Consider the following 26172-nt stretch of genomic DNA (forward strand, 5'->3'; position numbering starts at 1 on the left):
ACTACGGACTCGTCCCCCGGCCCGACCCAGCCCTCGCCGCCGAATTCGAAGAACACTCGCGTAGCCAAGAAGAAGTTCGCGGAGCGAGGCCCGTCTTACCTCTCTCGACCTGCCGACCAAGCCCGCCACCGCCCGGAGACGCTGGCGGTGGTTCAACAAACCCACCAACGCGGTTACACGGTGACGCGCCGCCGGGCCTCTCAACATGTGCCGGGCTGCGGTGGTCCGGCACATTTCTGGGAGGGCAACCGGGTTGGATACAGCAACCGTCATCCTGACGATCGCCTCGATCGTCACCGGCAAGGTCTGTCTGCTCGTCGGGGTGTGGCTTCGTCTGCGGTGGCGGACTCGGCACGAGCATGTACAACGCGAGCACCTCACCTCGTTGACCCGGTCGATCGTGCAAGGTGGTCAAGGGGAGGTCGTGGAGCAGCGGCCCGACGGACACAGGGTCCGCATCAAGATCACCAGGGGTTCGGTGGAGAAGAACGCGGCGTGAGTATCCATGACCGTGGTGCTGAGCGGGCAGCGGCCCCACAGGCCTTTTCTGCGTTCTACCGTGACACATCAAGCCGTTGATCGCGTATGTGATCGTCAGCGGCGCGCCTGCGGCGATCGCTGCGGAAACCGCCCAGGACTGCATGATCGAGCTGTTCAAACGGTGGGAGCGCGTCAGTCATCCGCGGGCTTACGTCTACAAGGCTGCGGTACGGATGTGGGGCCGTCGGGCCGCGAAGGTGCGGATGGAAGCGCCCGTCGACGCGTTACCCGAGTCGACGTCCCTGGTGCCCAAGCCCGATGCGCTGGCGGAGTTCGAAGCCCGGCACGAGATGCTGCAGGTGCTGAAAGCCTTGCCCCCACGGCAACGGCAGGTCCTGCTGTTGACACTTCAAGAATTCACTCCGGCCGAGATCGCAGAGCAACTGGAGCTGGACGCAGGAACGGTCCGCGCCCACCTGATGAGAGCCAGCCGAGCCGCTGCTGCCCGTTTCGAGGAGGGGGAGGAGGAGCAGTGACCGACAACCAGCGTGTCTATCTGCACGCGGAGCTCGAGGGTCAAGGCAATCAGCCGCTGGTACGTCCGAAGGACGGGACTAGCGGCCGGACCCGGCGGCGCTACCAGGTCGCTATCGAGGCCCTGGTGAGCACAACGGCCGACCCTGCTCAGGTCGCAGATCTGCTTCCCGGTCAGCAGCGCATCTGCGACCTGTGCCGGGAGGTCAAGTCGGTGGCCGAGGTGTCGGCGCTCCTGTCGATTCCGCTCGGAGCCACCCGCCTCCTCGTCGCCGAACTCGCTGCGGCTGGCCTGGTGGCCGTCCACCAGGCGGGCGACGGCAACGCCAGCGGCCCACCAGAGGTGACGCTACTCGAACGGGTGCGCAACGGGCTCCGCAACGACGAAGCAGTGGAGCGGTGGCTCGCGGATAGCTGCCAAGCGGTGGTCGAGGACCTCGGCCACGCCCTGGACACAGAGGCAGGCCTTCGTGAGGTGCTGCTTCAGCACCACCACGACGCCGCCGTTGACAGTCTCGAGGATGTTCTGGACATCGAGGCCGGACTGCGCGAGGCCTTGGGAGTTCAAACCGATCTCGACAGCTGAGAGACCTGACCCGGTCAGCAGCGGTCCGCGAGGTGAAGGCGGTCTGGGACGGGGTGATGTCAGCTCCACGGCTACCGCCGTCTGCCGGGGGAGCGGCATCTGGGTGGGCGGTGGTTGACGGTGGAGCAGGCTGCTGTCGGGGGTGTCGTGGTGGCGAGGCGCGCAGCGGGCAGAGGGCGTCTCCGCAGAGCGATTCGTGGTTCATTCGGCGGACTGTGTAGCTGACGGCGGCTTACCGTCGCGGGCTGGCGGGTCGGCCCGCCTGGCGGCCGCTCCAGGTCGCCGAACCACAGCTCCGCGAGGGCCGCCCTTACGCCCTAGCCGTCGTCGCTCTGGGGTCAGCGTGGTTCCGCGCCATCACCACCCCTGCTCCGGGCTCTTCTCGTCACCCGCGAGAGTGAAACGCGGAGCAATTGATTGACGGACAGCGAGCCAATCGGTCGCAGTCTGCCGCCCGGGGGCCGACCGTGGGAGGGCTTGTGACCAGCGTCGATGTTGCTGCGGCCGCTCTAGCTGTCGGGCGGTGGGGATCACCGGCGGACTGCGTGCCCTGTCAGACCCGCTCCGTACGTTTCTGCCGCCAGCGCGCCACACACCGTGAGGCGCTACCGCATCAAGCGAGGAAAGAGATCACTGTGGATGAGCCGACTGTCACCGTGGACAATCTGCCGGACTTCATCAAGCAATGGGCCGCAGACCACGACGGGTTCCTGCTGCCCGCGTTATCGGCGTCGGACAGCCAGTACGCAGTGCAGCTTGGTCCTCAGGACATGGGCATCGAAGGCTTCTGCCACCTGGCATCCACTCTCGGAGTACGTGTCCTCTACCAGGACATCGACTGCTTCGACGTCGGCGAACACGTCGACTGTTACACCGCCCCCAACGTACACACCGACAGCGAGAAGCAGGAAGACAAGCCCTTGGACGATGCTGTCCAGCAGGCCCTGACTACCATCCGGACCAAGGCCCGCCCATACGACGGCAAGACCGCCCGTGTCGAGGTGAGTTTCGTGCACGGCGCCGTCGCCCACATCTGGGAAGCGGTAGCACCCTGGTACACCGCATTAGTCGCCGAGTGTGACGACGTCCATGTGCTGCAGCGCAGCGCCCAACAGGAACAGTACGAGGACCGGCACCAGGCCAGGGTGGCAGAGCGGCAGGCAGACGAAGAGCAGCAGGCAACCATGGCCGCGCTCCTGGCTGAACGCCCCGATTTCCGCTCGGCCAAGAACGCAGGAGCACGCCGCGAGATTGCGGAACACGTCTTCCCCAAGCCGCAGGACAGCGAAGATTACCGTCACTCCTTCCGGCTCAACCGCGCTCTCGCGACCGCCCACGCCGCCGTCCAGGCAGCCGCCCGGGGGGTCTACGCGGAATATGAGTGTCGCCTCGATGAGTTGGCCGAGGAGCTGCTGGTCAGTGGCAAGCTTGATCAGGCAACGGGTGCAGGGCCTCGTAGAATCCTGGCAGCCGACTTCCTCACTGAGCGCTCTGGGGGATACCCGCCGCCCGGCCGCACAGTGACGCTCTTGCTCGCCCGGCCGCCGCTGAAGCCGGGCAAGGCCCCGTCCTCCAGCGCGCTCTCATTGCCGCTGACCTGAGACAGGGAGCAGCTTGCGGTGGCCGCCGCCGGAAAACGCAGCCAAGGACCGGCGGTGGCCATAGCCGTCGGGCTGGCCTGTATGTATGCGCGCATACAGCGCCTCGGATGTACGCCGGACGTGGGTGCGGCGACGTCGACGAGGGCACCGGGACCCCGGGAGCGAGCAACCGGGCCAGTGATGCGCCGTCCGCCACGGTCAGGGCGAGTCGGCGCCCGGCACGGGTGCCGAGCGACGAATGCGAGGGTGTCGCGGCGACCCCGGTCCTGATCGTGTATCAGTGCGCTGCGGAACGCCGGTTTCCCGCGCTTCATATACAAAGCGCACCGTTTACGGATCACCTCCCGTGGCACGAAAACAGACCGATGCAGCCATTGACCTTGGTGGGGCCGCTGAAAGCTGCCCCGGCCACCCGGGTGTCCGACAGTTCGCCCACGCGCCGCTGCCGCTGGACCTCGATACGCCACACCGCCTGCCTGTGCACGGAGGTGGCACCGCGCAGGCCGGGCCACCTCGGGTCGGCCATCCGCTGGGCCCGCAGCGTTTCGTGATGGGCCGATGGGCTTTGACTCGTGGCTGCGGCCGGGGAAAGCGGTGTCGGGCGGGGCGGAGGTGAGTTGAACGCAATTCTCGCTGGCTCTCGGGCGCGCCAGTCCAAAACTTCTACACCGGGCCACCAGTGCCCGAACGTCGGGCGTCCGCATACAAGCGGGCCCGTACCCCTGGTTCACCCGCGAGGCGCCGCACCGGTCCGATGCCGGATGTCGCCCACAGCTCATCCAGTCGGGACGTCACTGCCCTTACGGTGTCCTCGTCTGGGCCGTGATGTCGAGGACGACCAGGCCTGGCTCGCATACGTGCACTCGTCGATGTGGTCCATGCCTTACGTGATGTTGCCGGCGCGAGGCTGGTTCACCGGCAGCATGCACACCACTCGTACGGGCGACATCGTGTAGGACGGGGCTTACGAGCCCGATCGGCTTCCAAAGTGTGAGTGGCTCGGCGGCCGGCGGTCCGCCGCTGCTGATCGTGTTACGCGGTGTGCCGCTGTACAGGCCGCTTCCCAAGGAGTGTGGGTGCTGTCACGAGCACCCGGACATGAAACCTCGGGGCAGGCGCAGGCAGTCCGGAAGATGCAGCTCGCCGCGTGATGGGAGTGCGAGGTGAGATCAGACGCGCAGGGGTTCTCGCCGTTGGCGCCTGATGCTCGAAGTCGTCCCCGGCTGCTTTTCCGAGGGACCAGGAAACCGACCGTCTGGCACCGCTGTGCGAGGAGATCGGCGACCCCGACCACGGGCTGGCTGTCCACCGCCTACGCACCAGCCGCTGCCGTGCCCTCCCCAGCATCGCTCTCTGCCCCTGCCGGGCTCCAGGCTCATCAGCCTGTGTCCGGGATGACGATCGCTCCGGAGCGGCGCCATTAGATCATGCAAATTAGCGCCCAATATTTGCCTAAGTGATCTCCAGTCTATGCCTAGGCGGATGTAACCTTGAGGTATGAGCGATGAGCAATTCGACAGTGTGGAGGCATTGTTGGAGGAGGCACGGCTGACGGCGCGTATGCCGGACCCGGCCGAGCGTCTGCGGCTGCGTCAGGCAGCCGGTCTTTCCCGTGCCCAGGTGGCGGCAGCGGTGGGGGTCGGTCGGCAGACGGTCGCCAACTGGGAGGACGGCACCACCGATCCGCAGCCGCCGGGACGCTTTAAGTACCTGCGGCTGCTGGAGGGCCTGGCCCAGATCCACCCCGCCCCCGCCCCGGCCCAAGGACCCGCCGAGACGGCCGCCCCGAGTGGCGCCCCGGTCGCAGGATCCGCTGTTCCGGAGACCGCGTGGGGCCCCGACGGGCTGGCCGTGCAGGGCGAGGGCTCCTGTCTCCGCTGCGGCGTTACGACGCCCTATAAGGCCACCGACGGCCGTTCCCTGCACCCCGGTGCCATGTGCCAGCCCCCAGCCGCCGTGGCGCCGCCTCAGGCCGCCGCCACGCCCGCCCCGGTCAGCGCACCCTCACCGCCTCCCGCGCTGGCTCCCTCGCGGCCGCAGCGCCGGGCGAAGGCCGCGGCCCGCGCGCAGGCGGAGACCGCCGGCCTCATCGGCCAGGCCGTGCACGAAGAGCTGGAACGCGCTCAAGGCGACGCCGACGCCGCGATGAAGGCCCTGGTCAAGCGTGCCATCCCGGACGTCATGCGCCTGTTCGAGGAAACCCGGGCCACCGCCCGCTATACCTACACCGCCTACCCGGCCCTGCCCGACATCCTCAAGAAGCCCTCGAAGAAGGAGCCGGACCAGATCTGGGAGGCCCGCCCCAACTTCCACCACCCCGACTACTCCCTCAAAAGCCGTGGGAGCATCGCGGTCACCGCCCTGGACGTCAACGCCGCCTACCTCTCCGCCCTCAAAGTCTGGCTGCCGATCGGGAAACTGGAACACTCCACCGGCACGGACGGCGTGGACCCCAAGCGCTCCGGAGTCCACCTGATCACCCCCTCACCCTGGCACCACCCCCACCTGCCCGACCCCCTCGGCGACCGCGACCAGCCCGGCCCCGTATGGGTCACCAACGCCACCCTGCGCCTCCTGCTGCGCCTATCCGGGCCGAAGCACGGGCTTCTCGACCCGCCGGTCATCCACGAATCGTGGACGTCCGGCGCGACCGAGAATTTCCTGGACGCCCTGCGAAAGACGCTCACTGCCACGCGGGAGACGGCTATCTCCGAGCACGACACCATCACTCTGGAATACATCAAGGCGATGTACTCGAAGTTCATCTCCACGATGGGCGAGTCGGTTCATAACCGCGAGATGGTGCGCCCGGACTGGATGCACATCATCCACAGCCAGGCGTACGCCAACCTCTGGGGCAAGGCATACAAGGCCCACCAGGCCGGTCTGGACGTCATCGCCATGATGGGCACCGACGAGCTGCACGTCACCGGCGACTGGCGGCAAGTCTTCCCCGAGGGACGGGGCGTCGCCCAGATGAAGATCAAGCACAGCGAGGCCAAGGCGTCCGGTGAGTACACCGTCGGCACGGCGGCCCGCTGATGGCCGGCACCAGCGGCCGGTGGAGGGACCTGGGCGCCTTCCGCGCCCGAGGCGTCCACGGGGGAGTGGCCCTGGCCGAAGGCATCGACCGGATGGTCACCGGCATCGAGTCCCCCGTCGGCTCCGAGCGCGGTCTGGCCGCCCGCCTGCGCTACCTCACCGCCAGCAACGCCGGCTACGAGGCCATGGACCGCGCGGGCATCCACGTCAGACCCCGCACCCTCATCGCCTGGCTGGCCGGGGAACAGACCCCCAGCAAGGCCAACCTCGCCCGCCTGGACGCCGCGTACTGGGACCTGCGCCGCCGCAGCGTCGCCGCCGGCCTCAAGCGTCGGCTCAACAACCACGGCCGCGGAACCCGCATCGAGATCGACCCCGTCGACCAGTCCCGCGTCCAACATGGACACCAGCGCGACCTGCGGACCCGCAACATCAACGTACGCGGCGCCGTCTGGGACCGCGCTGTCGACGCCTGGATCACCGAAGACACGCAGGAACTCGAAGCCATCTGGGACGACATCATCCAAAGCGCCCTCGGCACCGATTGGGACGCCTACACCCACGTCTCCTCCATCGGCTGGGCCGCCTGAGCCTCACTTCCACGACTACGCGCTCGGGCAGCCTCATCCCCGAGCCCTGCGGCGCACGCTCGCGATGGCCATCGCCCAGCGCCCGACACGGCCTGATGGCCGTGAAACTGCACCTCAAGCATGTCAGCGTCGCCGGACCGCGGGATGTTCTCCACCACCGACCTCACCCGCCGCTGAAGGAACGCGGCATCACGCTGTCGTCGAGCCAGGTCTACCGGCTCGTCGTCGAGCGACCGGAGCGACTGAGTCCGAAGATCCTCATGGCCCTGCTCGACATCCTCGACTGCACCATGGACGACCTCATCGAGCCCATCGCCGTGGCCGGCTCCGCGACGAAGCCGAAGGAGGCTGCTGCGGGCGGGACTTCGGTCTCCGAAGGAGTCGGTGACCTGCGGCCCCGGCGGGCCCGGATCAGCGGAGTCGAGCGGTGACCGGTCTTGCCGGGGAAGTCCTCGCGGATCCGGTCGGCCTGGCCGTGCGTCTGGTGGGGGAACGTCGAAAAGCACCTGCCCGCCGAGCAGGTCCGCGACATCGTCCTCGGGGTCGAACGCGCACGCGTCGGCCGCCGCAGCCTCGCCCAGGCTCTGCACGACGACCCGTCGCTGTTGCGGACCGGGCAGCCGCCGGCGCCCTACTGCGTCGCCAAACTCCTCATGGCCCTGCACGACGCCGGTGCCCAGGACATCGCACTGCCCCGCTGCGGCGAGTGCGGCCGCGCATGCCGCTACGTCGGCAGCGGCACCGGAGGAGGACGGTGGGGATGCTCGCCCTGCTTCGACAAACCGGCCGTCTGCGCGGGGTGCCACGAAGAACGACGCGTCACCAGCCGGGACCGCAACGGGGAAATCCCGTTGCGCGAACTGCCCCGGCACCGACGGCGATCCACTTCAGGAGCTCACCGAACTCGTCACGGTCCTGGATCCTGCCCTCGATGCCAATGCGGTCCTGGCCGCGCTCGGACGCGCCACGGTCCGGCCCGCCGGGCAGCGTCGCCTGGCCTGGGCCGTCCTCGCTCGCCCCGAGCTGCTGACCGGCGCTGGTTACGAAGCCCCCGCCCCGGCCGTCCTGCGGTTCATCAACGAGCTCGCCGAGGCCGGGGCGACCAAGGTCGTCCGTCCCGCCTGTCCGCGCTGCCACGAAGTGAAAGCGCTGTCCAAGTTGGCGGAGGGCAAGAGGATCTGCCGGGCCTGCTCTGCCCACCACGCGGCTGTCCCCTGCTTCGGCTGCGGCGCCGTGCGCGAGCCCGCCACCCGCGACGCCGAAGGCCGGCCGTTGTGTCCGAACTGCATGATCAGGCAGCCCGATAACCTGGAGAAATGCGTCGGCTGCGGTCGGCGCAAGCCCGTTGCGAACCGGCTGCCCGACGGCCCGCGCTGCCAGAACTGCCGGCCCCGGATCACCGCGGAGTGCGGCATCTGCGGGCGGACAGCACTCTGCGACATATCCCGGGCCACCGGCCAGCCCTGGTGCGACCGCTGCCAGCAACGGTGGGTGGCCTGCAGCGGCTGCGGCACCGTCGCCCAGGCCCGCAGCGGCACCTGGGAGGCGCCGTTGTGCGCGAAGTGCACCAACCCCGACCCAGACTTCTGGGGCCGCTGCCCGGTCTGCACCACCACCTGGCAGCTGAGCACCCGCCCCTGTCGGCGATGCGTCCTCGACCAGCGAGTACGTGACCTCCTAGGCGACGACACTGGGGCTCTCCGCCCCGAACTCGCCCCGTCCCACGAGGCATTGACGACCGCCGAACGCCCGGACGCCGCCTTCGCTTGGGTCTCCCGCTCGAAGGCCCGAGACCTCCTGGAGCACATAGGACGCGACGAGCGGCCCGTCACCCATGGGGTTCTCGACGAACTGCCCCCGGGCAAAGTGCTGGCTCACCTGCGCAGTGTCCTGGTCGCGACCGGTGCCCTCGCGCCCCGCGACGAACGGCTCATTGCCCTGGAGAAATGGAGCGCCGAAACGGTCCAGGCCCGCACTGATCTAGGGCGTGTTGCGAAAGTTGATCTTGCTCGTTGTTGATCATGTCTTGTGGGACGTGGGGATTTGACGAATGGCCAGTGGGCCCGGCTTGAGCCGCTGCTGCCGCGGGGCATCAAGTCGGGCCGTCCGCAGGTGTGGACGCGGCGGCAGCTGATAGACGGCATACGGTGGCGGACCCGCACCGGTGCTCCCTGGCGTGATGTGCCGGAACGTTACGGGCCGTGGGACCGGGTCTATGACCTGTTCCGGCGCCGGCAGCGAGACGGAACGTGGGCTCGGATCGTCATGCAGCTCCAGGCCGAGGCCGACGCGAAGGGCCTGATCACCTGGGACGTGAACGTCGACTCCACGGTCTGCCGTGCCCACCAGCACGCCGCTGGGGCGGCGAAAAGGGGGACCTTCAGAAGGAACCGCCCGGCGGGATCATCGTCGAGCCGGCCGACCACGGGCTCGGACGCTCCCCGGGGCGGACTGACCAGCAAGGTTCACCTCGCGGCCGAGCAGGGCCAGAAGCCGTTGTCGGTGGTGATCACCGCGGGGCAGCGGGGCGATTCCGCTCAGTTCGAGCCTGTCCTGGAAGCGATCCGGGTGCCCAGGCGTGGCCGGGGACGGCCACGCAAGAGGCCGGATCGAGTGCGCGCCGACAAGGCGTACGACTCCCGCAAGAATCGCTCCTACCTGCGCAGACGCGGCATCAAAGCGACGATACCGGTCCCTGCGGACCGCGTCCGCAACCGGCAGAAGCGCGGCTCGCGCGGCGGACGGCCGCCGAGGTTCGACAAAACCGACTACAAGCATCGGCACGCGGTCGAGTGCGGAATCAACCGACTCAAGCGGCACCGCGCGGTCGCCACGAGATACGACAAACTCGCCGTCCGCTACGAAGCAACCGTGCTGGTCGCAGTCCTCAACGAGTGGCTGTGACCAGCACTTTCGCAACAGACCCTAGCCGAGCGCCGGATCCTGCACGGCTACGCGGTCTGGCACCACATGCGCCGACTCCGACGACGCCTCGGCGAAGGCCACACCACCCGGCTCCAAGGACCTGAACGTGCGCTGTCACGTCACCGCAGCCGACAACTTCCTCACCTGGCTCACCGGCGAAGGACTCACGCTGGGAACCTGCACCCAGCCGGACCTGGAACGGGGGATGGCCGATGCCACGGTCAGCTACCGCGACGAGACCGGCCACTTCGTCCGCTGGTCGGTACAGCACCGGCATGCCCGCGGGCTCACCTACGGCACCGTCCGATGGACCGGCCCGCAGGGCACCGTCGACAGCGAGAAGCGCTGGGCCGGCGCCCGGCGCCTCCTCAACGACGACACATTGCCGACCCCGGACCGCGTCGCCGGACTGCTGCTGATCCTCTACGCGCAGAAGATCTCCATCATCAGCCAACTCGCCGTCGACGATGTCCACTTCGACGGCGACACCGTCACGATCACGTTCGGCAGCTCGCCGATCGTCCTCCCCGCACCGCTGGCCAGCCTGGTCCGCGAGCTCATCGTGACCCGCCGCGGCAAGGCCAAGATCGGCACTCCAGACGACGTCGCATGACTCTTCCCTGGAGGGCGCCCCGGACAGCCCCTCGGCGACGACCGGATCGGCGAGCGCCTCCACAAGATCGGAATAAGGCCCAAACAGGGTCGACAGCACTGTTCACCCTCGCCACCGACCCCCCCGCCGCGATCCTCGCCCGGATGCTCGGCGTCCACATCAAGGTCGCCGTCCAGTGGCAGAAAGCATCAGCCGGGGACTGGGCCGCCTACGCCGCCGATGTCAGCCGCCGCAATGCATCGCCCCAACCGGTCCACGAACCAGGAGCGACACCATGAGAGGGGACGACCACCGTGTCGTCATCACGGCCGCCGGCCGCGACTTCGATTACGTGAGACACAACCTCGCGCACTCCCGCCGACGTGGGCGGCAAACCGTCAGGCGCACAGTCGACATCGATCGACCGGACACGTCTCATGCCCGGCTATCGGGCGTAATCGATCTTGATTTCGATGCGGACGAGCGGCTCTGCGCCGAGGAAGTCTTGGCGGTCGGCCGGTTCGAGGGCGGCCATGCCCCGGGCCATGTCAGAAAACGGTCGTCTCAGGTCGTTGAATGACCCAGGTTCACGATGGAATTCTTGAAGGCTCTTCGGGTCCGGGCGGCCTCACAGAGCGATCTTCAGCTGGCGAAGGTTTTTGAAGACCAACGCCACCGGCTATCCTGGCAGACGGCGGCAGACCCCGACGGGTAGCCGCGCGGCGGTGGGGCCCGCCGTACCCGAACCGCAGCAGCGCTGCCGCCAACGGTCCCTGCTTGTGACTACACGCGCCGACAATCTGTGGGCGCCGCACGAGTAGGAGAGGTATGTCCCCATCACCCCCCCGTCCTCATACGGCCGAACCGGGTGCCCCCTTCACCGGACCGCCTGTGCCTGCCCGGCGGCCTGGCACGCCGCTGCACGGGCAGTGGCCGGTAGCGGCCGTGGTCGCGGCCGGCGGCGCGCTCGGGGCCTGTGCCCGCTATGGATTGGGACTGCTGTGGCCCACCGCGCCGGACGCGTTCCCCTGGACGACGCTGGGTGTCAATGTGGTCGGCTGCGCGGTGGTCGGCGTGTTCATGGTGATCATCACCGAAGTGTGGGCAGCCCATCGGCTGGTGCATCCGTTCTTCGGCACCGGCGTGCTGGGCGGCTTCACCACATTTTCCACCCACGCGGTCGACGTCCAGCACTTGGTCCAGGAGGGACACGCGCGCATGGGCCTGGCCTACCTCGCGCTGACTATGGCCGCAGCGCTGGCTGCGGTGTGGTGTGCGGCCGCCGCAACCCGCCGCCTGATCGTCTGGAGGCAGGCATGAGACGGCTGCACGGCGCCTCACTGCGAGTGATGATTTTCATCGGGGAAAGCGATACCCGGCACCACAAGCCGCTCTACGGCGAGATCGTCCACCGGGCCCACCAGGCAGGGCTGGCCGGGGCAAGCGTCTACCGCGGCGTCGAGGGCTTCCGCGCCTCTTTGCCGGTCCACACCAGCCGACCGCTGCCACCAAGCGAAGACGTGCCGGTGGCGGTCGTCATCGTCGACGAGGTTGCCCGCATCCGCGCGTTCCTGCCACAGCTGGACGAACTGGTGGAGGAGGAACTGGTCATCCTCGACGAGGTCGAGGCCATCCGCTGCATCGGCCGGGACGGAAAGGACAAGCGGTGAACTGGCTGCTCGTCGTCGCCGGTGCCGCGGTCGGGGCGCCACTGAGATATCTGACCGACCGTGCCGTCCAGGCCCGCCACGACAGCGTCTTCCCCTGGGGTACTTTGATGGTCAACCTGGTTGGCTCCTTGGTCCTTGGCACGCTGACCGGCGCGGTCACCTACGGCGCCGCCTCCCGCTTTGTACAACTGCCGATCGGCACCGGGTTGTGCGGGGCGCTTACCACGTACTCGACCTTCTCCTTCGAGACACTGCGGCTGGCCGAGACCGGCGCGAAGTTCTTTGCCGCCGTCAACATCATCGCCAGTGTGGTCACCGGCCTGGGGGCCGCGTTCACCGGCACGGCCCTCGCGCAGGCCATCTGGGCTTGACTGTCCAAGACCATTGCCTTGGGTCAAAACCTCCGACCACGACGAAGAACACAGAAGTGGGAAATTGATGAAATTCGGAATACACTTGGGGCTTCCGTACACGACGCCGGCCGAGGTCAAGGACCTTGCACAGCAGATCGAGGATCTCAACTTCGACTGGATCTCGATCTTCGACCACATGTACTCAAGTAATGGTACCTCCGATCGTCACTGCCTCGAGGCAGTGACGATGCAGACATTCTTAGCGACGGTCACGAAGCGGGTGCGTATCGGTTGCCTGGTGTATGTAGCCGGCTACCGCCCGCCGGGCACGCTCGCCAAGTCGATCGCGACAATGGACCAAATCAGCGGCGGTCGGATCACGCTTGGGCTTGGCGCCGGATGGAACCGCAGAGAATTTTCTTCATTTGGGCTGCCGTTTCTTCCCCCTGTCGAGCGCAGTAACCAGCTGGAAGAGTATGTCGCAGTTGTCCGGTCGCTCCTGAGCAGCAACGACCCGGTCACCTTCACAGGTTCGCACTTCTCTACAGACGCGGCCGTCTGCGAACCTCAGCCCGTGCAGTCGCGACTGCCGATCTGGATAGGTGGCACCGGTGAACGTCGGACGCTGCCCATGGCTGCCCGGCTGGCGGACGGCTGGAATGCGCCTTTTCTGTCTCCCGAGATGTGCGCGAAGAAGCGATCGGTACTGGCCGAGGCCTGCGAATTTGCCGGCAGGGATATCAGTGAGGTCATGTGCTCGGTCAACATTGGTTTGGCCTGGTCCGAAGAATCGCTGGTCGGCCAGTTCGGTCGCCGGGCAGATGAAATCCGCAAGGCGACGCTGTTCGGAAACCAAGACGAGATGAGCGATCTTATTGAGCGCTACAGAGAGGCCGGAGTGGATCAGTTGAACATCTCGCTCCGCGCAAAGGCGTTGCACCGGGCCGAGGGACGTGTTCATGACTTTGAGGGGCTGACTCGCTTGGCGGATTTCCTGCCATTGGAGTCGCTCACCCCGGACCCACCGATCGGTAATGCCGGGTGATCGAGGCCGGGAACGCGGAAGTGCCTTGTGGCCGGCGATTATGGGGTTTTCAGGCTTCCAGCACGCACGATCAGCACAGAGCCTCGGCAAAGTGTCGTGATGCCCGGTTCATGGCCATGTGAGCCCGAGAGGGCGAACGATCGGCGGGCATCGCGGGTGTTGTGCCGAAGTGTGATGGCTATGTTCGTCATGCCGGTGAGTAGGGTCGGGGCTGGCGCGGTGGCGGCAGCTCCGATTCCTGTCACTGAGCCCTTTCAGCGTTGACGCTCCAGGGTGGGGACGGCCTTGGCGATTGACGTCATTCGATTCGGGCTGCATCGCGCCTTGCGGAAGATCTTCCAGGTCTTGAGTCGGGCCGGGCCGCGCTCGACGGCTGCCCTGGTCCGCGACAGCGCTCGGTTGATGGTCTGCTGGGTCGGTGTCAGCTCCCCTCCGGGAGGGCGCCGTTGTGGGGTGGTGACCCAGGAGCCAGCCCCGATGTAGGCGCAGTCGGCCAGGATCGGGACGCCCTGGTGCTCGCAGATCCGGATGATCGGGTGGGTCCGGGCGGCCGGCGGGTCATGGGGGCGTCCGGGCAGAGCCGGGGAGATCCACAGCAGTCGTCCGTCCTGGTCGCTCACCAGATGGAAGTTCACTCCGTGCCGGCGGTGCTTGGCCCAGTTGTCGGCACGGCTGTCGTCGACCCGGTCGCACTCGGCGAGCGTTCCGTCGACCAGCACGTAGTCCGGGTCCGCCTCGCGCAGGGCCTTCAGCAGGCCCGGTGCTCGCCCGGCGGGCAGGCTGACGGCGGCCGAGGTGTAGGCGTGGGCCGTGCCGAGCGAGATCCCGAAGGCCGCGGCGATCTGTGCCAGGGGCTCGTGCTTGCGCAGGTAGACCAGAGCGACCAGCGCGCGCTGGGACGGGCGGAGCTTGCAGCGGCGGTCACTCTCGCGGGTGACGATGAGCATCGTGAGCCACTCGACGAGTGCATGCGGCAGGTCGAGGGCGGCAGGATGAGGAACCAACAGGGCTCCAGTGCTGGCGAGTTGAGACTTCGAACACCTCCCTCAACAGCACCGGGGCCCTGTCCGTTTCGCACCCTCAGTCCCTCACCCGATCGGTGGCCACTCTGAAAGGGCTCAGTGCCGCTTCGAGTGAAGCGGGCCGCCGACGAGGTACCCGTGGCTCGAGTCCTTTCCGGGACCGCTCGCGCCCACCACGACGCCGCCGGGATGCTCGTGGGGAACGACGTCATGGAGGCTCTTGAGGAGGTCGCCGCCGGACGTAAGCGTTCGGCCACTGCGTTCGCCCTGACAGCCGGGCAAGCCGCGGACAGCCCCCAAGCTCATGGTTGCGGCGCCAGGCACTCCCGGATGAGCCGGAAGGACTTGCGTCGCCCTTCCGCGGCAGCCAGGGCGTGTGCCGAGTTGAGATCTTCAGGCGGGCTGGAGGCTGCGGAGCCAGATGATGGCGCCGCGTAAGTGGAGTCCGGCCAGGTAGCTGGCCGGGGTCTTGTCGTAGCGGGTAGCGAGCCCGCGCCACTCCTTGATCTTGTTGATGCAGCGTTCGGCCGTGTTTCGCTCCTTGTACAGGGCCGCATCGTGGCTGACGGGGCGTCCACCACGCGAGCCGCGCTTGTTGCGGTTGGCGGCCTGGTCGGTCTTCTCCGGAATCACTGCCCGGATCTTGCGTCTACGCAGGCAGGCGCGGTTGGCGCGGGACGAATACGCCTTGTCCGCGGCGACGGCGCCGGGACGGGTGCGGGGGCGGCCCACCGGCCCGCGCACCCTGATGCGTTCCAGGACGGCGGTGAAGCGGGGGCTGTCGGCGGCCTGGCCGGGCGTGAGGACAAAGGACAGCGGACGGCAGCGGCGGTCTGCCGGCAGGTGCACCTTGCTTGTCAACCCGCCACGGGAGCGGTCCAGTTCGGCGGCGCGGAGACGGGCCTTGCGACGCCGGCGTAGGCGCCGACGCTCCTCGCGGGCCTCGTCCGGCGTCTCGTCCCGGTCGGCTACCGGGGTGTTTTGCCCCTTTGGGGAAGCCCCTTTTCCTCGGCGACGGCCTTCTCCAGCGTCTCCAGCAGCTCCGGGTCCAGGATCATCCCGGCGGCGTGGTGGTGGGCCCGGGCCGACGTGGAGTCCACGCTTACCAGCCCGAGCTCCGCCTGCCCCCACGCGGCGGCCTCGGCGATCACCGCTTCCATCAGCACCTGGAAGGTCCCCGCACCGGCCCACAGATGGAACCGCCCGTAGACGGTGGACCAGGAGCCGACCGCTCGGGCATGTCCCGCCACGGACTGCGCGTACGGAACCGCCACATCACACCGTTCACCAGTCGCCGCAGGCCAGGAATCGGGCCGCGCTCGCCCAGCGGCAGCAGCGGCTCGATCACCCCCCACTCGCCGTCGGTGAGATCACCCCGAGCCATCCCGCCTGTCCACCGCCCCGGACCCATCCGGGACAGCAGAACGACCAAACTCGTGATCTGAACTCGGCACACGCCCTGGTGGCTGGCCAGCGGGGGAACGGGAACTGTTCAGCCCAGGGGAGGGTACGTACCCGGGCCGGCGTCCAGGCCGTCCTCTCTCAGAACGTGCGCGCCTGCGGCCTGCGCCGGTCCCGCTGCCGTGGCCTGGCAGGAACCCACGTCCAGCATGTCGTGACCGCTCTGGCCCGAAATCTCATCCGCGTCCCCGACCGGATCGCCGGGCCGAGGACCGTCCGTCGCCGATCAACATGCTTCCACGCCCTCTGCACCGCCACCGCCACCGCATAAGCCCAAAAGATCAATAGCGGAGTCCCGGAATTTGAGGCCGGCAAAGACACTGATCAACCACTTCGGGACCGACGCTGTCGACGGAATGCTCATCCCGCCCGCTCAGTGCCTCGACGGATGGCGCTGGTTCAGTCAGGGGTCCACTGATTCCCGCACTTGTCGCCGGGCACCGTTCCTGACAGTCACGGGCCGCCGCGGCGCGTACGAGCTCCCGCGTTCTTGCCGGGGAAGGATCAGCCTGGATACGCTGCTGACAGCCTCTTCGAAACCCTTCCACGTTTTTGATACTGCCTCAAATCAGGAACTGGGTGAGCAAGGTGAATCCCAACGTCACGGGAAACCACACGCGACCGTCGATCGATCCGGTATCGCTCTACCGCCTCCGGGAAGGCATTTACGCCACAGATCTGCTCATTGCGGCGATTGTGGAACTCGACCTCTTCACGTGGATCGGCCAGACAGGGCCGGTGCGCGTCGCGGACATCGAGAAGGAGCTTCGGCTTGACCCGCGCGCGCTCGATGTGCTGATCACCTACCTCGTCGCTCTCGGGTTGCTCGAGCGCGGTCCGGGCGAGACGGTGCGGCTCACCCCACTGGCCGCCGAGCACCTGGTCGCCGACTCACCGTGGGACATGCGGGCATACTTCGGTTCTCTGAGCGAACGTCCCGGCTGCGTCGAGATGCTGACCGCCCTGCGCACGGGGAAGACTGCCTCATGGTCCAGTTCTCCCGATGACAGCCGGAACTGGTCAGACCGGCTGGTCGATCCGGGCTGGGCACGCCGCGTCGTCGCGGCCATGGACTCCCGCGGCCAGTTTCTCGGAGCGGAGTTCGCCGCCGCCCTGGACCAGCTCACCGGCATCAGCCGGTCGCTGGACATCGGCGGTGACTCGGGCGTGTACTCGTGCGCCCTGGTCGACCGCAGACCCGAAGTGCGTGCCTCGATCTTAGAGCGCTCACCGGTGGATCAGATAGCCCAGGAGTTGCTGGCCGAACGCGGCTACGCCGATCGGGTGAACGTCATCACCGGCGACATGTTCAACGGCCCGTTGCCCGCGGGATTCGACCTGCATATCTACTCGCACGTCCTGCACGACTGGTCCGAGGAGCAGGTTCGCGGTTTGCTCGCCGCGTCGTACGCCGCGCTGGAGCCCGGCGGCTGGATCGTCGACCACGATGCGCACATCAACGCGGACAAGACCGGTCCACTTCCCGTGGCCGAGTACTCGGTGATGATGATGCATGGGACACAGGGCAAGTGCTGGGCCGTGTCGGAGCTGGGGACGATGCTTGCCGACAGCGGGTTTGTCGATGTCCGGTACAAGGACACCACCAGCGATCGGAGCGTGGTCATCGCGCGGAAGCCCGCCAAATGAGGCGACGCGAAACGCTCGCGCGGCGGATGACGACGGCAAAGCCGTCGGGCAAGCCTGCCAATCATCCGTATGCGCGGCGTGCAGCCGTCGCCAGCATGGTGGGGGCGGTCTTCGAGTGGTACGACTTCTACCTGTACGGCATAGCCACCGCGCTGGTGTTCAACAAGATCTTCTTCACGGCCCTCGATCCCGCTGTCGGCCAACTGGCTGCCTTCGCCACCTACGCAGTCGGCTTTGTGGCCCGTCCACTCGGCGCCGTGCTCGCCGGCCAGATCGCAGATCGGCACGGCCGCCGACGCGTGCTCATCTTGTCACTGGTCATCATGGGCGTGGTCACCACTCTGGTCGGAGCACTGCCTACTTACCGTCAGGTGGGCGTGGCGGCACCGACCGCGTTGGTGCTCCTGCGCCTGATCCAGGGCCTGGCGGCCGGAGCTGAGCAGGGCGGGGCCGCAGTGTTCATGGTAGAGCACTCGGGTGCCCGCCAGCGCGGCATGTGGGGCAGCTTGGCAACCTCAGGGGCGGGACTGGGACTGCTGTTCGCCTCGGGCGCGTTCTTTCTGCTCCAGCACTTCGTCAGTACTCCAGACATAATGAGCGGCGCTTGGCGCATTCCGTTCCTGGTCAGCCCCGTGCTCATCATCATCGGGCTGATCATCCGAGCAAAGGTTCCGGAGCCGGAAGTCTTCGAGCGCACCCAGGAAGTGACCACGACCAGGCCGCACGTCCTCGTCGACCTCCTGCACAACCACCGGAAACAACTTGCGCTCGGCATCGGCCTACGGATCTCGCAGACCACCGCGTCGTACTTCTACACCGTGTTCTCGGTGTACTACGTCGGTGTGGTGCTGGGCAGGACCTCCTCAGTCGGGTCGGCCTCGGTAGCGGTCAGCTCGGCGCTGAGCCTGGTCAGCGCCCCCTTCTGGGGCGTGGTCTCGGACCGGGCCGGACGACGCCGCTGGTATCTGTTCGGCGCCATCGGCAGCGCGTTGTTCATCGTGCCCTTCTTCCTTCTCGTCGATACACGGTCGCCGGTGCTGATCGGATTGGGTGTGGTCTGCGGGCTCAACGTCTTCCATGACGCCATGTCCGCGCCCCAACCAGCCTGGCTCAGCGAACTGTTTCCCACCGTGGTACGAGGCAGTGGTGTGGGCATGAGCTATCAGATCGGTGCCGTGCTCGGCGGTGGGATCCTGCCACTTGTGGCGGTGTTCCTGCTGATGGCCGGCTCTGGCCGACCGTGGCTGATAGTCGTCTACTTCGGGGCACTGTCCGTACTGACCGTCACCGCCGCCTGCCTGGCCCCGGAGACTGGTGCCCAGGCGCTCGAACCGCTGGAGCAGGCTACGGTGTGAGCCCCTCCGAGGGCCTCGGCCAGGTCGGGGACCGCGTGCACACCACCGACTGGCATTTCTTGCGATCTTGGGCGCTTGATCCTTTTGCCCGCGAGTGAAGGCAGCGCACCAACACGCCTTCGCGGCCCGGAGATCGTATGCCCAAGATCAGCAGGGACCTCACTGACGGGTCGGCGCCCGAAATTGCTCGAATATTATGTCGGGAGTGACACGTCTGGTGTAGATTAACGCGCAACTTGATCTATGGCGATCAGGGGCGCTGCATGTCAGCAGGACTGGTGAGTAATACGGGGGTAGGTTTGTTGACGAACATGTCCGCTCCAGCTTATTTACGTTGTCTTTTCCTGGAAGCGGACCACTCTGACACGGGCGTGCAGCCGTGGACTTGAGCACAGTGCGACTCCCAGACGGTGTCCGTGCGGTACGACATGCCGCAGCTCTTCCCCGGCAGAGGTGGGACGCGCTGACCCGTCCGTCCGACCTCTTCCTCACCACCCGTTGGCTGGACGTGGCGGAGAGCACGGCTGGGGCCCCCATGGCCTACCTATGGATCGAACGCGGGGGCCAACTCGTCGCGGGGCTTGCCACCGCCCTGGCCAGCGAAGTGGTGCCTTGGCCGCTTGGCCGTCCCGACCATGTCCTGAGGAAGAGCGTTGCGGCAGGGTTGCCCCATGCGGCGGATTTCCTCGCCGGTCTGCCGGAGGAGCCCACCGCGGCCCTGATGCCGTCGCTTCTGGCGGGTGGCCGTCATCTCGGTAACACCCGTGTCCTGTGCGGAGCACAGGCATCAGCCGATGACCTCGACACTCTCCTCGCCGCTGCGGAAGGCCTGGCCCGGACCACCGATGCGGCGAGCGTTGCCTTCCTGCACGTGGACGAGACGGATCACGAGCTGATGAGCGCTCTGGTCCGACGCGGGTACCGGCACTACACGTCAGGGCGCTACAGCTCTCTGCGCGTACCAGCGGACGGATTCCCCGGGTACCTTGCCGCATTTCCACGCAAACGGCGCGTGTCCATCGCCGCTGAGCGCCGCAAGCTGTACGACGAGGGCTGCCGAATCTCCGTAAAGCCTTTCGGCGGCGCCGACCTTGTCCGCTTCGCCGAACTCGAAGCGGAGCTGATGCGTAAGTACGGCATCGAGTGGCGAGACGACCAGTCGTTGCCTACGTACACCCACATCCGAGACCGCTTCGGCGACGACGCCTTCGCGCTCGTCGCCCGGGCCGACGGGCTGATCCGCGGGTTCGCCTTGATTCTGCGGCACAACGATCACTGGTACGCACGGCAGAGCGGCTTCGACTACGCGTACCAGCGACACAAGCGGCTGCCGCTGTACTTCGAGCTCCTCTACTACCGGCTCGTAGAGGAGGCCGCCGCGGCGGGCGTCACCACCGTCTACTACGGACACGGCAGCGAGGACACCAAGCGCTCACGCGGCTGCGTAGCCACCGATCAGTTCTGCTACGTGCTGAGCCTGTGAGGGCAGGCCATCTTGACAATTCAAAACACCGAAAGGGCCGGTGTGCCGCACAACAGCAAGCAACATGTGTTCGCAGTCATCGAAAGCTTCATGGGAGCCTTGGGGCGCACACCACTGCATGCGGCACGCGCCCAAGGACTGCACATCGCATTCGTGACCCGCGATGTGTCCCGCTACACCCCGAACCGCCAGGCCCGTGAGGCGTTCGAGTCATGCGTCGACGATGTGATCGAGGCGGACGTACACGACAGCGCCGCGGTGGTCACGGCTCTCGATCAGGCTTACGAGCGGAGTGATCTGCGCGGCGTCTACACAACCCTCGACCACTACGTCCCGGTCGTGGCTGAGGCCGCGCGCACTCTAGGACTGCCCGGGCTCAACCCCACCGCGGCCTACGCTTGCCGCAACAAGCTGCAGACAAGGCGAGCCGCGGAAGCGGACGGTGTGGGAGTCCCCGCGTGGGCCTGGGTTCGCTCGGAGGAGGAGGCCGTGACCACCGCCGAGCGCATCGGGCTGCCTTGCGTGGTCAAGCCGATGACAGACGGCGGCAGCCTGGACGTCAAACTGTGCCGCACAGCCGAGGAAGTGGCCGCGCAGTACCACTCCATCGCCTCGGTTCCCACCGACTACTTTGGCGGGCAGCGCATTCCCGGGGCGCTGGTGGAGGAGTACCTCGTTGGGTTCGAAGTGAGCGTCGAGTGCTTTACCTTCCGCGGTGAGCGCACCCTGATCGGTGTGACCGACAAGGGGCTCGGTGCGCATCCCTACTTCGTCGAAGCCGGTGAAGTCTTTCCCTCGCTTCTTCCGCAGAGCGTCCAAAAGGAGTTAGTCAGCACGGCGTTCGCTGCGCTCGATGCCGTCGGACACGACTTCGGGTGCGCCCACGTCGAGGTCAGGATGACGGCTTCCGGCCCCAAGCTCATCGAGATCAACGCCCGAATGCCCGGAGGGCAGATCACCCGTCTCATACGTGAGAGCACCGGGCTCCACCTCCAGCGCGAGCAAATACGAATGCACACGGGAGAAGAACCGGACCTTACGTTGCGCCCGCTCGGCGTCGCGGCGGCGCGGTTCCTCTTCGCGCCCCGAAGCGGCACGGTGCGCGCGGTGCACGGGACTGACTTGCTCGGACGCATCCCGGGCGTGGTAGAGGTGGACCTGCACGTGGCGCCTGGCGACGAGGTGCGGATCCCGGAGAACAGCGTTGATTTGCTTGGCAGCATCGTGGCGTGCGGTCAAAACGGCGGCGAGGCCCTCCAGAGGGCTGATGCGGCGATTGGCCAGATAGGGATCGAGGTCGAGTAATGGCGCATGCCCCTGCCTCCCTGGACACCTACCCATGGACCGGACGGACGATTCTGGAGCTCTTTGCCGAGGCCGTTCGTGAGGCTCCTGACCGAACAGCCGTGGAGCGCGGCGGCACCCGCATGACCCTGGGGGAAGTCGACCGTCGCAGCGCCCGGATCGCCGCCGAACTCGCCGCAGCCGGCATCGGCAGCGGCGACGTGGTCGCCGTCGTCCTGGACCGCAGTGCGCACCTGCCGGCCGCACTGCTGGGAGTGATGCGAAGCGGCGCCGCCTTCGTGCCCGTCGACCCCGACTACCCAGCCCAGCGCCGCGCTTACATGCATCAGGATTCGCGCGCGCGAGCGACGGTGACCCTGAGCCGGTTACTCGGCGAGGTGGACGGCACCCGCCCGGTCATCCTCATCGATGCACTCCGCACCGACGTTGCGGAAACCAGTCTGCCCACTGTCCGTCCCACCGACCTCGCATACATCATGTACACCTCGGGCTCCACCGGGCGCCCTAAGGGTGTTGAGATCGGCCACCAGGCGTTTCTCAAGGGCGTGTTGGTGATGGCCTCGGTGGTGAGTCCGAAGAACGATGATGTCTGGCTGTCGGTCACCTCCCCGTCCTTTGACCCAAGTCTGCTGGACCTTTTTCTTCCTCTGCTGACCCAAGGACGAATCGTCATCGCGGACAACGACCAGGTCGTGGCAGGAGATGCGTTGCATACTCTGCTGGCAGAGAGCCACGCGACGGTATTGCAGGCTACTCCTCTGACCTGGCGGATGCTGCTCGAGGACGGCTGGACAGGGCGGTTGCGCCTCGCGCTGTGCGCTGGTGAGGTGATGCACCCGGTCCTCGCGAAGGCCCTGTACGAGCGCTGTGACGAAGTGTGGAACGCCTACGGACCGACCGAGACCACCATCTATGCCAGTGCACATCGAGTCGGCCCCGGGGACACCGGGAACGTTCCTGTGGGCCGACCCCTGCCTGATACCGAAGTCCGCGTCCTCGGTGAGGACTTGGCTAGTAAGCCGCGGGGTGAGGTCGGAGAGCTCTGGATCGGCGGCACAGGGGTCGGTGTCGGTTATCGCGGACGGGACGAACTGACGGCAGATCGTTTTCGCACGATCCCAGGTGATCCACCTACAGAACGGTTCTACCGAACCGGCGACCTGGGTCGCCAACGGATGGACGGGACTATCGAACTGTTCGGGAGGGCGGACGACCAGGTCAAGATCAGAGGGCATCGCATCGAGCCCGGCGAGGTGGAAAACCAACTTTCGGCGCACAAGGGTGTGGAGAGCGCTGTGGTGGTACCGCGCACCCTCCCCGGGGCAGCCGGTGTCCAATTGGTCGCCTATGTCCGGCCTGTTGGAGATGGTGAGATTTCCACAGGTCAGCTGCTTGATTTTCTCGCTGATCGGCTTCCGAAGTACATGGTGCCGTCCACCGTCGTCCAGGTCGCCGAGTGGCCGCGTACCGCCACTTACAAGATCGACCGCAACCGGTTGCCGGACCCCGGCGTCGCCACGGACCAGGACCGGTCCGGTTCTGCCCCGCGTACGCCGACCGAGCGTGCACTGGCCCAGCTGTGGGAAAAGGTGTTGAACCACCGGTCGGTGTCCCGTGAGGAGGACTTCTTCGCCCTCGGCGGGCATTCGCTGCTTTCGATGCAGCTGGTCGCCCGCATCCGCGAGGAGATGGGCGCGGCGGCTACGGTACGAGACCTTATCGACGCTCCCGTCCTGGCAGACCTGGCCGAGCGCATCGACCAGACACCACCGACATCGGCTACGACGCCGACATACGCCAGGGCGCCGAAGTCGCTCTTGCCGGTCTCGCCAGAACAGCACCTCCGCCTGGCCAAGGAGCAGCGGCGGCTGGAGCACGACCTCGGCCCCGGGACCCACAACGTCTCCATTGCGTGCACAGTCGAGGGCCCCTTGAACTTGGACAAGCTGGAGCAGGCCCTGACCGATGTGGTGAACCGCCACGAGGCTCTTCGAGCACGGTTCCTCTGGGATGAAACAGGCGCCGTACGCCAGGAGATCGCTCTCGTCCAATCGATACGTATCCGCCGCGAAACCGCATCCCCTGGGCAGGGCATGCCTTCGTCGGCGGTCGTTCAAGTGGCCAATGAACCTTTCGATCTCGGCTCCGGCCTGCTGCTTCGGGCGGCCCACTGGGCTTGCGGCAACGGTACGGGCGTTCTCCTGCTCGTGTGCGACCACGTGGTCACCGACCTGGTCTCGATGGCCGTAATTATCGGTGATCTGCAGCGTGCTTACGCCGCGCGGCTCGCTGGCACAGCAGCGCCGTGGGATGGCCCGGATCCGACCTACCGAGCCTTCCTTCTGGAAGAGGCAGCGTGGCTGGCGTCACCGGAAACCGACGAAGCCCTGGCGGCGTGGCGCGAAAATCTCACCGGTGAAGCGCCGTACTGCCTACTCAAGGGCCTGTCCCGGCCTACGGAGAGAGCTGCGCACGAGCCCGTGGCCGGATCGATGACTGTATATCTGCCCCACACTGTCACCGACCGCCTGGCGGCTACGGCCGGCAAACATGGCGCGTCCCTGGCCCACGCCCTGCTGGCACTGGTCGCCATAGGTCTGTCCGGGATGACCGGTCAGGAGCGCATCGGGGCGATTATCCCCATGGCGAACCGTGAAGCAGCAGGCTCGGATCGGCTCGTCGCGTACGCCGCACACGGCCTGCCGGTACATCAGGACGTTGCTCCCGAAAAGCCCTTCACGCATCAGGTCGAGCAGGCCGCGGGGCAGACGATGGAGGTCTTGGCCCGCCAGCGCCTGGCGCTGGCGGAAGTCGTACGCAGGCTGGACCCCGAAGCATTCGGCATACCGTCCTCCCAGCCATACGCGATGGTTAACTTCATCGCGGCGGACCTACTCAATGCCTCGATCACTCCCGTACTCGACCAGGTGCGTATGTCCCCACTGAGTGTGGGAGCCACCGAGCCGGCAGCTCCTCTCATCGTCGAGCTCCTGGAGACCCCGGAGCGCCTCACTGTGCACATCGTTCATGACCGGAGGTTCATCGAGGACACCGATGCCCAGCGCTTGACCGACCTCCTCATCGCACTGGCCGAGTCGGCGGCAGCCACGCCCGGGGCGACCGTCGCCGAACTGCTCGCCGCTTCGGGTAACGACACGTGACCACGGCAGAAGCCACGGATGCGGACAGGCCGACGCGCATACTCCCCCGCGGCCCGGGAGTTGTGTGGTTCGGCGCCTCAGGATTCGTCAATGCGTTTGGCACCGGATTCTTCTACCCGTTCGCGCTCCTGTTCTTCGCGGAGCTGTCGGGTCTGTCGCTGAGCACAGTGGGGGTGGTGCTCACGATCACCGCGCTTGCCGCATTGCCGGGATTACCTGTTGTCGGTCTGCTCATAGACAAGTTCGGGCCGCGCCAGGTGCTCATCGTGGCGGCTCTGCTGCGCGCCGGCTGCTTCGTAGGCTTTGTCTCGATGCGGGGCATCGTGCCACTTGCCCTGTTCAACATCGCTTTCGCCGTGGGGAACCGCGCCGAACAGGCCGCAGTTCTGCCACTCGCGGTGGACTTGGCCGGGAAGGGACAGAGCGGCCGGTGGCTCGCTCTGTCCCGGGTAGTCTTCAACGCCGGGATCGGGGCAGGTGCCCTGGTCGCAGGGCTGCTCGTCATGGACTCACCATCAGGATTCGCCGTGCTCGGCGTGGCCAACGCGGTCAGTTTCGTGTTGACCGCTCTGCTTTACCTGCAGCTTTCCGTTCGGGTACCCCCCACACGAACCACGGCTTCGAAGGCAGTGGGCGCCGTGCGCAGCCGCCCGTGGTGCAATACCTCCTTCTTGCACGTGGCGGGCGCCAATGCCGTCCTGCGGACATCGATTCTGGTGGTGGAGACTGCGCTGCCGGTCTTCGTCCTTCATGAACTGGTCCTGCCCACATGGACAGTGAGCGTGCTCTTCATCGTCAACACCACCTTGCTCACGCTGCTGCAATTGCCGGTGAGCCGCTTCCTCGAACGTTTCCGCCCAGGTCCCGTACTGGCTGTTGGAGGGTGCGCCTTCGTCGCGTTGTACGTGACGGTGGTGATGATCGGATCCGCTCCTCGTGCTGTCGGACTGGGGGTCCTGCTGGTGGCCATGACCGTGTACACGCTGGGAGAGATGGCTGTCTCGCAGGCCGGTCTGGTGATGCTGACAAGCCTTCCTCCGCAGCCCGAGCTGGGTAGCTACATGGCCTTTAACCAGCTCTTCGTCGGCGTGGGCGCCGCGCTTGCTCCGTTACTGGCGGCGACCCTGCTCGATAGCTGGCCGACCTTGCTCTGGTGGGCTCTCACTGCGATGAGTGTCCTGGCCGCCCTGCTCGTCCTGTGCCTCCCGCGACGTGTCACCTGGGAGTCGGGGTAGACCATCCCTGCGTAAGCGTCATATGGGAAGCTCGGGGCCACGGCGTTTGCACGTCCGGCTGAATCGACTGTTCCTGGGACAGACG

The 26172-nt window shown here is 66.8% G+C and carries 21 protein-coding genes and 3 pseudogenes; 21 read left to right on the forward strand and 3 right to left on the reverse strand.

What is annotated here, in order from left to right; all coding sequences use genetic code 11:
• The first annotated feature begins 253 nt into the window (after positions 1-253).
• The 4 genes and pseudogenes from STRVI_RS21205 (at position 254) to STRVI_RS21220 (ending at position 3201) form a co-directional block, all read left to right on the forward strand.
• Entirely contained in the window at positions 254-499 is a 246-nt protein-coding gene (locus STRVI_RS21205) for a hypothetical protein (RefSeq protein ID WP_014057704.1), read from the forward strand.
• 76 nt (positions 500-575) lie between these two features.
• Positions 576-1016 (forward strand): RNA polymerase sigma factor, encoded by a 441-nt coding sequence (locus STRVI_RS21210; protein ID WP_050993712.1) that lies wholly within the window; start codon positions 576-578, stop codon positions 1014-1016.
• A pseudogene (locus STRVI_RS54600) lies at positions 1013-1393 on the forward strand (DUF742 domain-containing protein); the annotation flags it as partial. The gene STRVI_RS21210 and the pseudogene STRVI_RS54600, both read left to right, overlap by 4 nt.
• Before the next feature lie 842 nt (positions 1394-2235).
• Positions 2236-3201, forward strand: coding sequence for a hypothetical protein (locus tag STRVI_RS21220; protein WP_014057706.1), 966 nt, complete (start codon positions 2236-2238; stop codon positions 3199-3201).
• A gap of 663 nt (positions 3202-3864) precedes the next feature.
• Here the strand turns inward: STRVI_RS21220 and STRVI_RS54605 are convergent.
• Entirely contained in the window at positions 3865-4056 is a 192-nt protein-coding gene (locus STRVI_RS54605; protein ID WP_251982693.1) for a DUF6207 family protein, read from the reverse strand.
• Positions 4057-4698: 642 nt separating this feature from the next.
• On the opposite strand from STRVI_RS54605, the gene STRVI_RS21230 reads away from it, so the two are divergent.
• From STRVI_RS21230 to STRVI_RS21280, 11 genes and pseudogenes are all read left to right on the forward strand, one after another.
• Positions 4699-6243: a helix-turn-helix domain-containing protein gene (locus STRVI_RS21230; protein WP_014057708.1), complete on the forward strand. Its 1545-nt coding sequence runs from the start codon at positions 4699-4701 to the stop codon at positions 6241-6243.
• On the forward strand, positions 6243-6833 hold the full coding sequence (locus STRVI_RS21235) for a hypothetical protein (protein ID WP_014057709.1): 591 nt from the start codon (positions 6243-6245) through the stop codon (positions 6831-6833). The genes STRVI_RS21230 and STRVI_RS21235 overlap by 1 nt, the downstream gene beginning before the upstream one ends.
• Positions 6834-6953: 120 nt before the next feature.
• Positions 6954-7264 (forward strand): annotated as a pseudogene (locus tag STRVI_RS21240) (helix-turn-helix domain-containing protein).
• A 241-nt stretch (positions 7265-7505) separates the two neighbouring features.
• Positions 7506-8852 carry a hypothetical protein gene (locus STRVI_RS48205; protein ID WP_251982695.1) on the forward strand — a complete coding sequence of 449 codons (1347 nt, stop codon included), beginning with the start codon at positions 7506-7508 and terminating at the stop codon, positions 8850-8852.
• 9 nt (positions 8853-8861) lie between these two features.
• A complete protein-coding gene (locus STRVI_RS21255) occupies positions 8862-9737 on the forward strand; it encodes an IS5 family transposase (RefSeq protein ID WP_208949156.1) in 876 nt (291 codons plus the stop codon).
• Positions 9738-9864: 127 nt separating this feature from the next.
• Complete coding sequence (locus tag STRVI_RS54610) at positions 9865-10371, forward strand: hypothetical protein (RefSeq protein ID WP_050993713.1); 507 nt, start codon at positions 9865-9867, stop codon at positions 10369-10371.
• Between the two features lie 274 nt (positions 10372-10645).
• Positions 10646-10930 (forward strand): hypothetical protein, encoded by a 285-nt coding sequence (locus tag STRVI_RS52115; RefSeq protein WP_014057712.1) that lies wholly within the window; start codon positions 10646-10648, stop codon positions 10928-10930.
• Positions 10931-11178: 248 nt separating this feature from the next.
• Positions 11179-11670: a fluoride efflux transporter CrcB gene (gene crcB, locus STRVI_RS21265; RefSeq protein ID WP_014057713.1), complete on the forward strand. Its 492-nt coding sequence runs from the start codon at positions 11179-11181 to the stop codon at positions 11668-11670.
• On the forward strand, positions 11667-12020 hold the full coding sequence (locus STRVI_RS21270; protein ID WP_014057714.1) for a DUF190 domain-containing protein: 354 nt from the start codon (positions 11667-11669) through the stop codon (positions 12018-12020). The genes crcB and STRVI_RS21270 overlap by 4 nt, the downstream gene beginning before the upstream one ends.
• Positions 12017-12391, forward strand: a complete 375-nt coding sequence (locus STRVI_RS21275; protein ID WP_014057715.1) for a fluoride efflux transporter FluC — start codon at positions 12017-12019, stop codon at positions 12389-12391. The genes STRVI_RS21270 and STRVI_RS21275 overlap by 4 nt, the downstream gene beginning before the upstream one ends.
• A gap of 67 nt (positions 12392-12458) precedes the next feature.
• Entirely contained in the window at positions 12459-13418 is a 960-nt protein-coding gene (locus STRVI_RS21280; protein WP_014057716.1) for a TIGR03619 family F420-dependent LLM class oxidoreductase, read from the forward strand.
• Positions 13419-13672: 254 nt separating this feature from the next.
• On the opposite strand, the gene STRVI_RS21285 is transcribed toward STRVI_RS21280, so the two are convergent.
• Together STRVI_RS21285 and STRVI_RS48215 are read right to left on the reverse strand one after the other, a co-directional pair.
• Positions 13673-14422 carry an IS5/IS1182 family transposase gene (locus STRVI_RS21285; protein WP_014057717.1) on the reverse strand — a complete coding sequence of 250 codons (750 nt, stop codon included), beginning with the start codon at positions 14420-14422 and terminating at the stop codon, positions 13673-13675.
• 411 nt (positions 14423-14833) lie between these two features.
• Positions 14834-15824 (reverse strand): annotated as a pseudogene (locus STRVI_RS48215) (IS5 family transposase).
• Positions 15825-16480: 656 nt separating this feature from the next.
• Between STRVI_RS48215 and STRVI_RS21300 the strand changes: the two are divergent.
• From STRVI_RS21300 to STRVI_RS21325, 6 genes are all read left to right on the forward strand, one after another.
• A complete protein-coding gene (locus STRVI_RS21300) occupies positions 16481-17548 on the forward strand; it encodes a methyltransferase (RefSeq protein WP_014057719.1) in 1068 nt (355 codons plus the stop codon).
• A gap of 26 nt (positions 17549-17574) precedes the next feature.
• The gene (locus STRVI_RS21305) at positions 17575-18903 is read left to right on the forward strand and encodes an MFS transporter (protein WP_043236264.1); all 1329 of its coding nucleotides are present in this window, start codon (positions 17575-17577) and stop codon (positions 18901-18903) included.
• A 508-nt stretch (positions 18904-19411) separates the two neighbouring features.
• Positions 19412-20386 (forward strand): GNAT family N-acetyltransferase, encoded by a 975-nt coding sequence (locus tag STRVI_RS21310; RefSeq protein ID WP_251982696.1) that lies wholly within the window; start codon positions 19412-19414, stop codon positions 20384-20386.
• A gap of 12 nt (positions 20387-20398) precedes the next feature.
• Positions 20399-21691, forward strand: a complete 1293-nt coding sequence (locus STRVI_RS21315; protein ID WP_014057722.1) for an ATP-grasp domain-containing protein — start codon at positions 20399-20401, stop codon at positions 21689-21691.
• Positions 21691-24852, forward strand: a complete 3162-nt coding sequence (locus STRVI_RS46450) for a non-ribosomal peptide synthetase (RefSeq protein WP_014057723.1) — start codon at positions 21691-21693, stop codon at positions 24850-24852. Before STRVI_RS21315 ends, STRVI_RS46450 begins: the two co-directional genes overlap by 1 nt.
• Complete coding sequence (locus STRVI_RS21325) at positions 24849-26087, forward strand: MFS transporter (protein ID WP_014057724.1); 1239 nt, start codon at positions 24849-24851, stop codon at positions 26085-26087. Before STRVI_RS46450 ends, STRVI_RS21325 begins: the two co-directional genes overlap by 4 nt.
• The last annotated feature ends 85 nt before the right edge of the window (positions 26088-26172 follow it).

The sequence above is a fragment of the Streptomyces violaceusniger Tu 4113 genome, from assembly GCF_000147815.2.
Lineage (GTDB): Bacteria > Actinomycetota > Actinomycetes > Streptomycetales > Streptomycetaceae > Streptomyces > Streptomyces violaceusniger_A.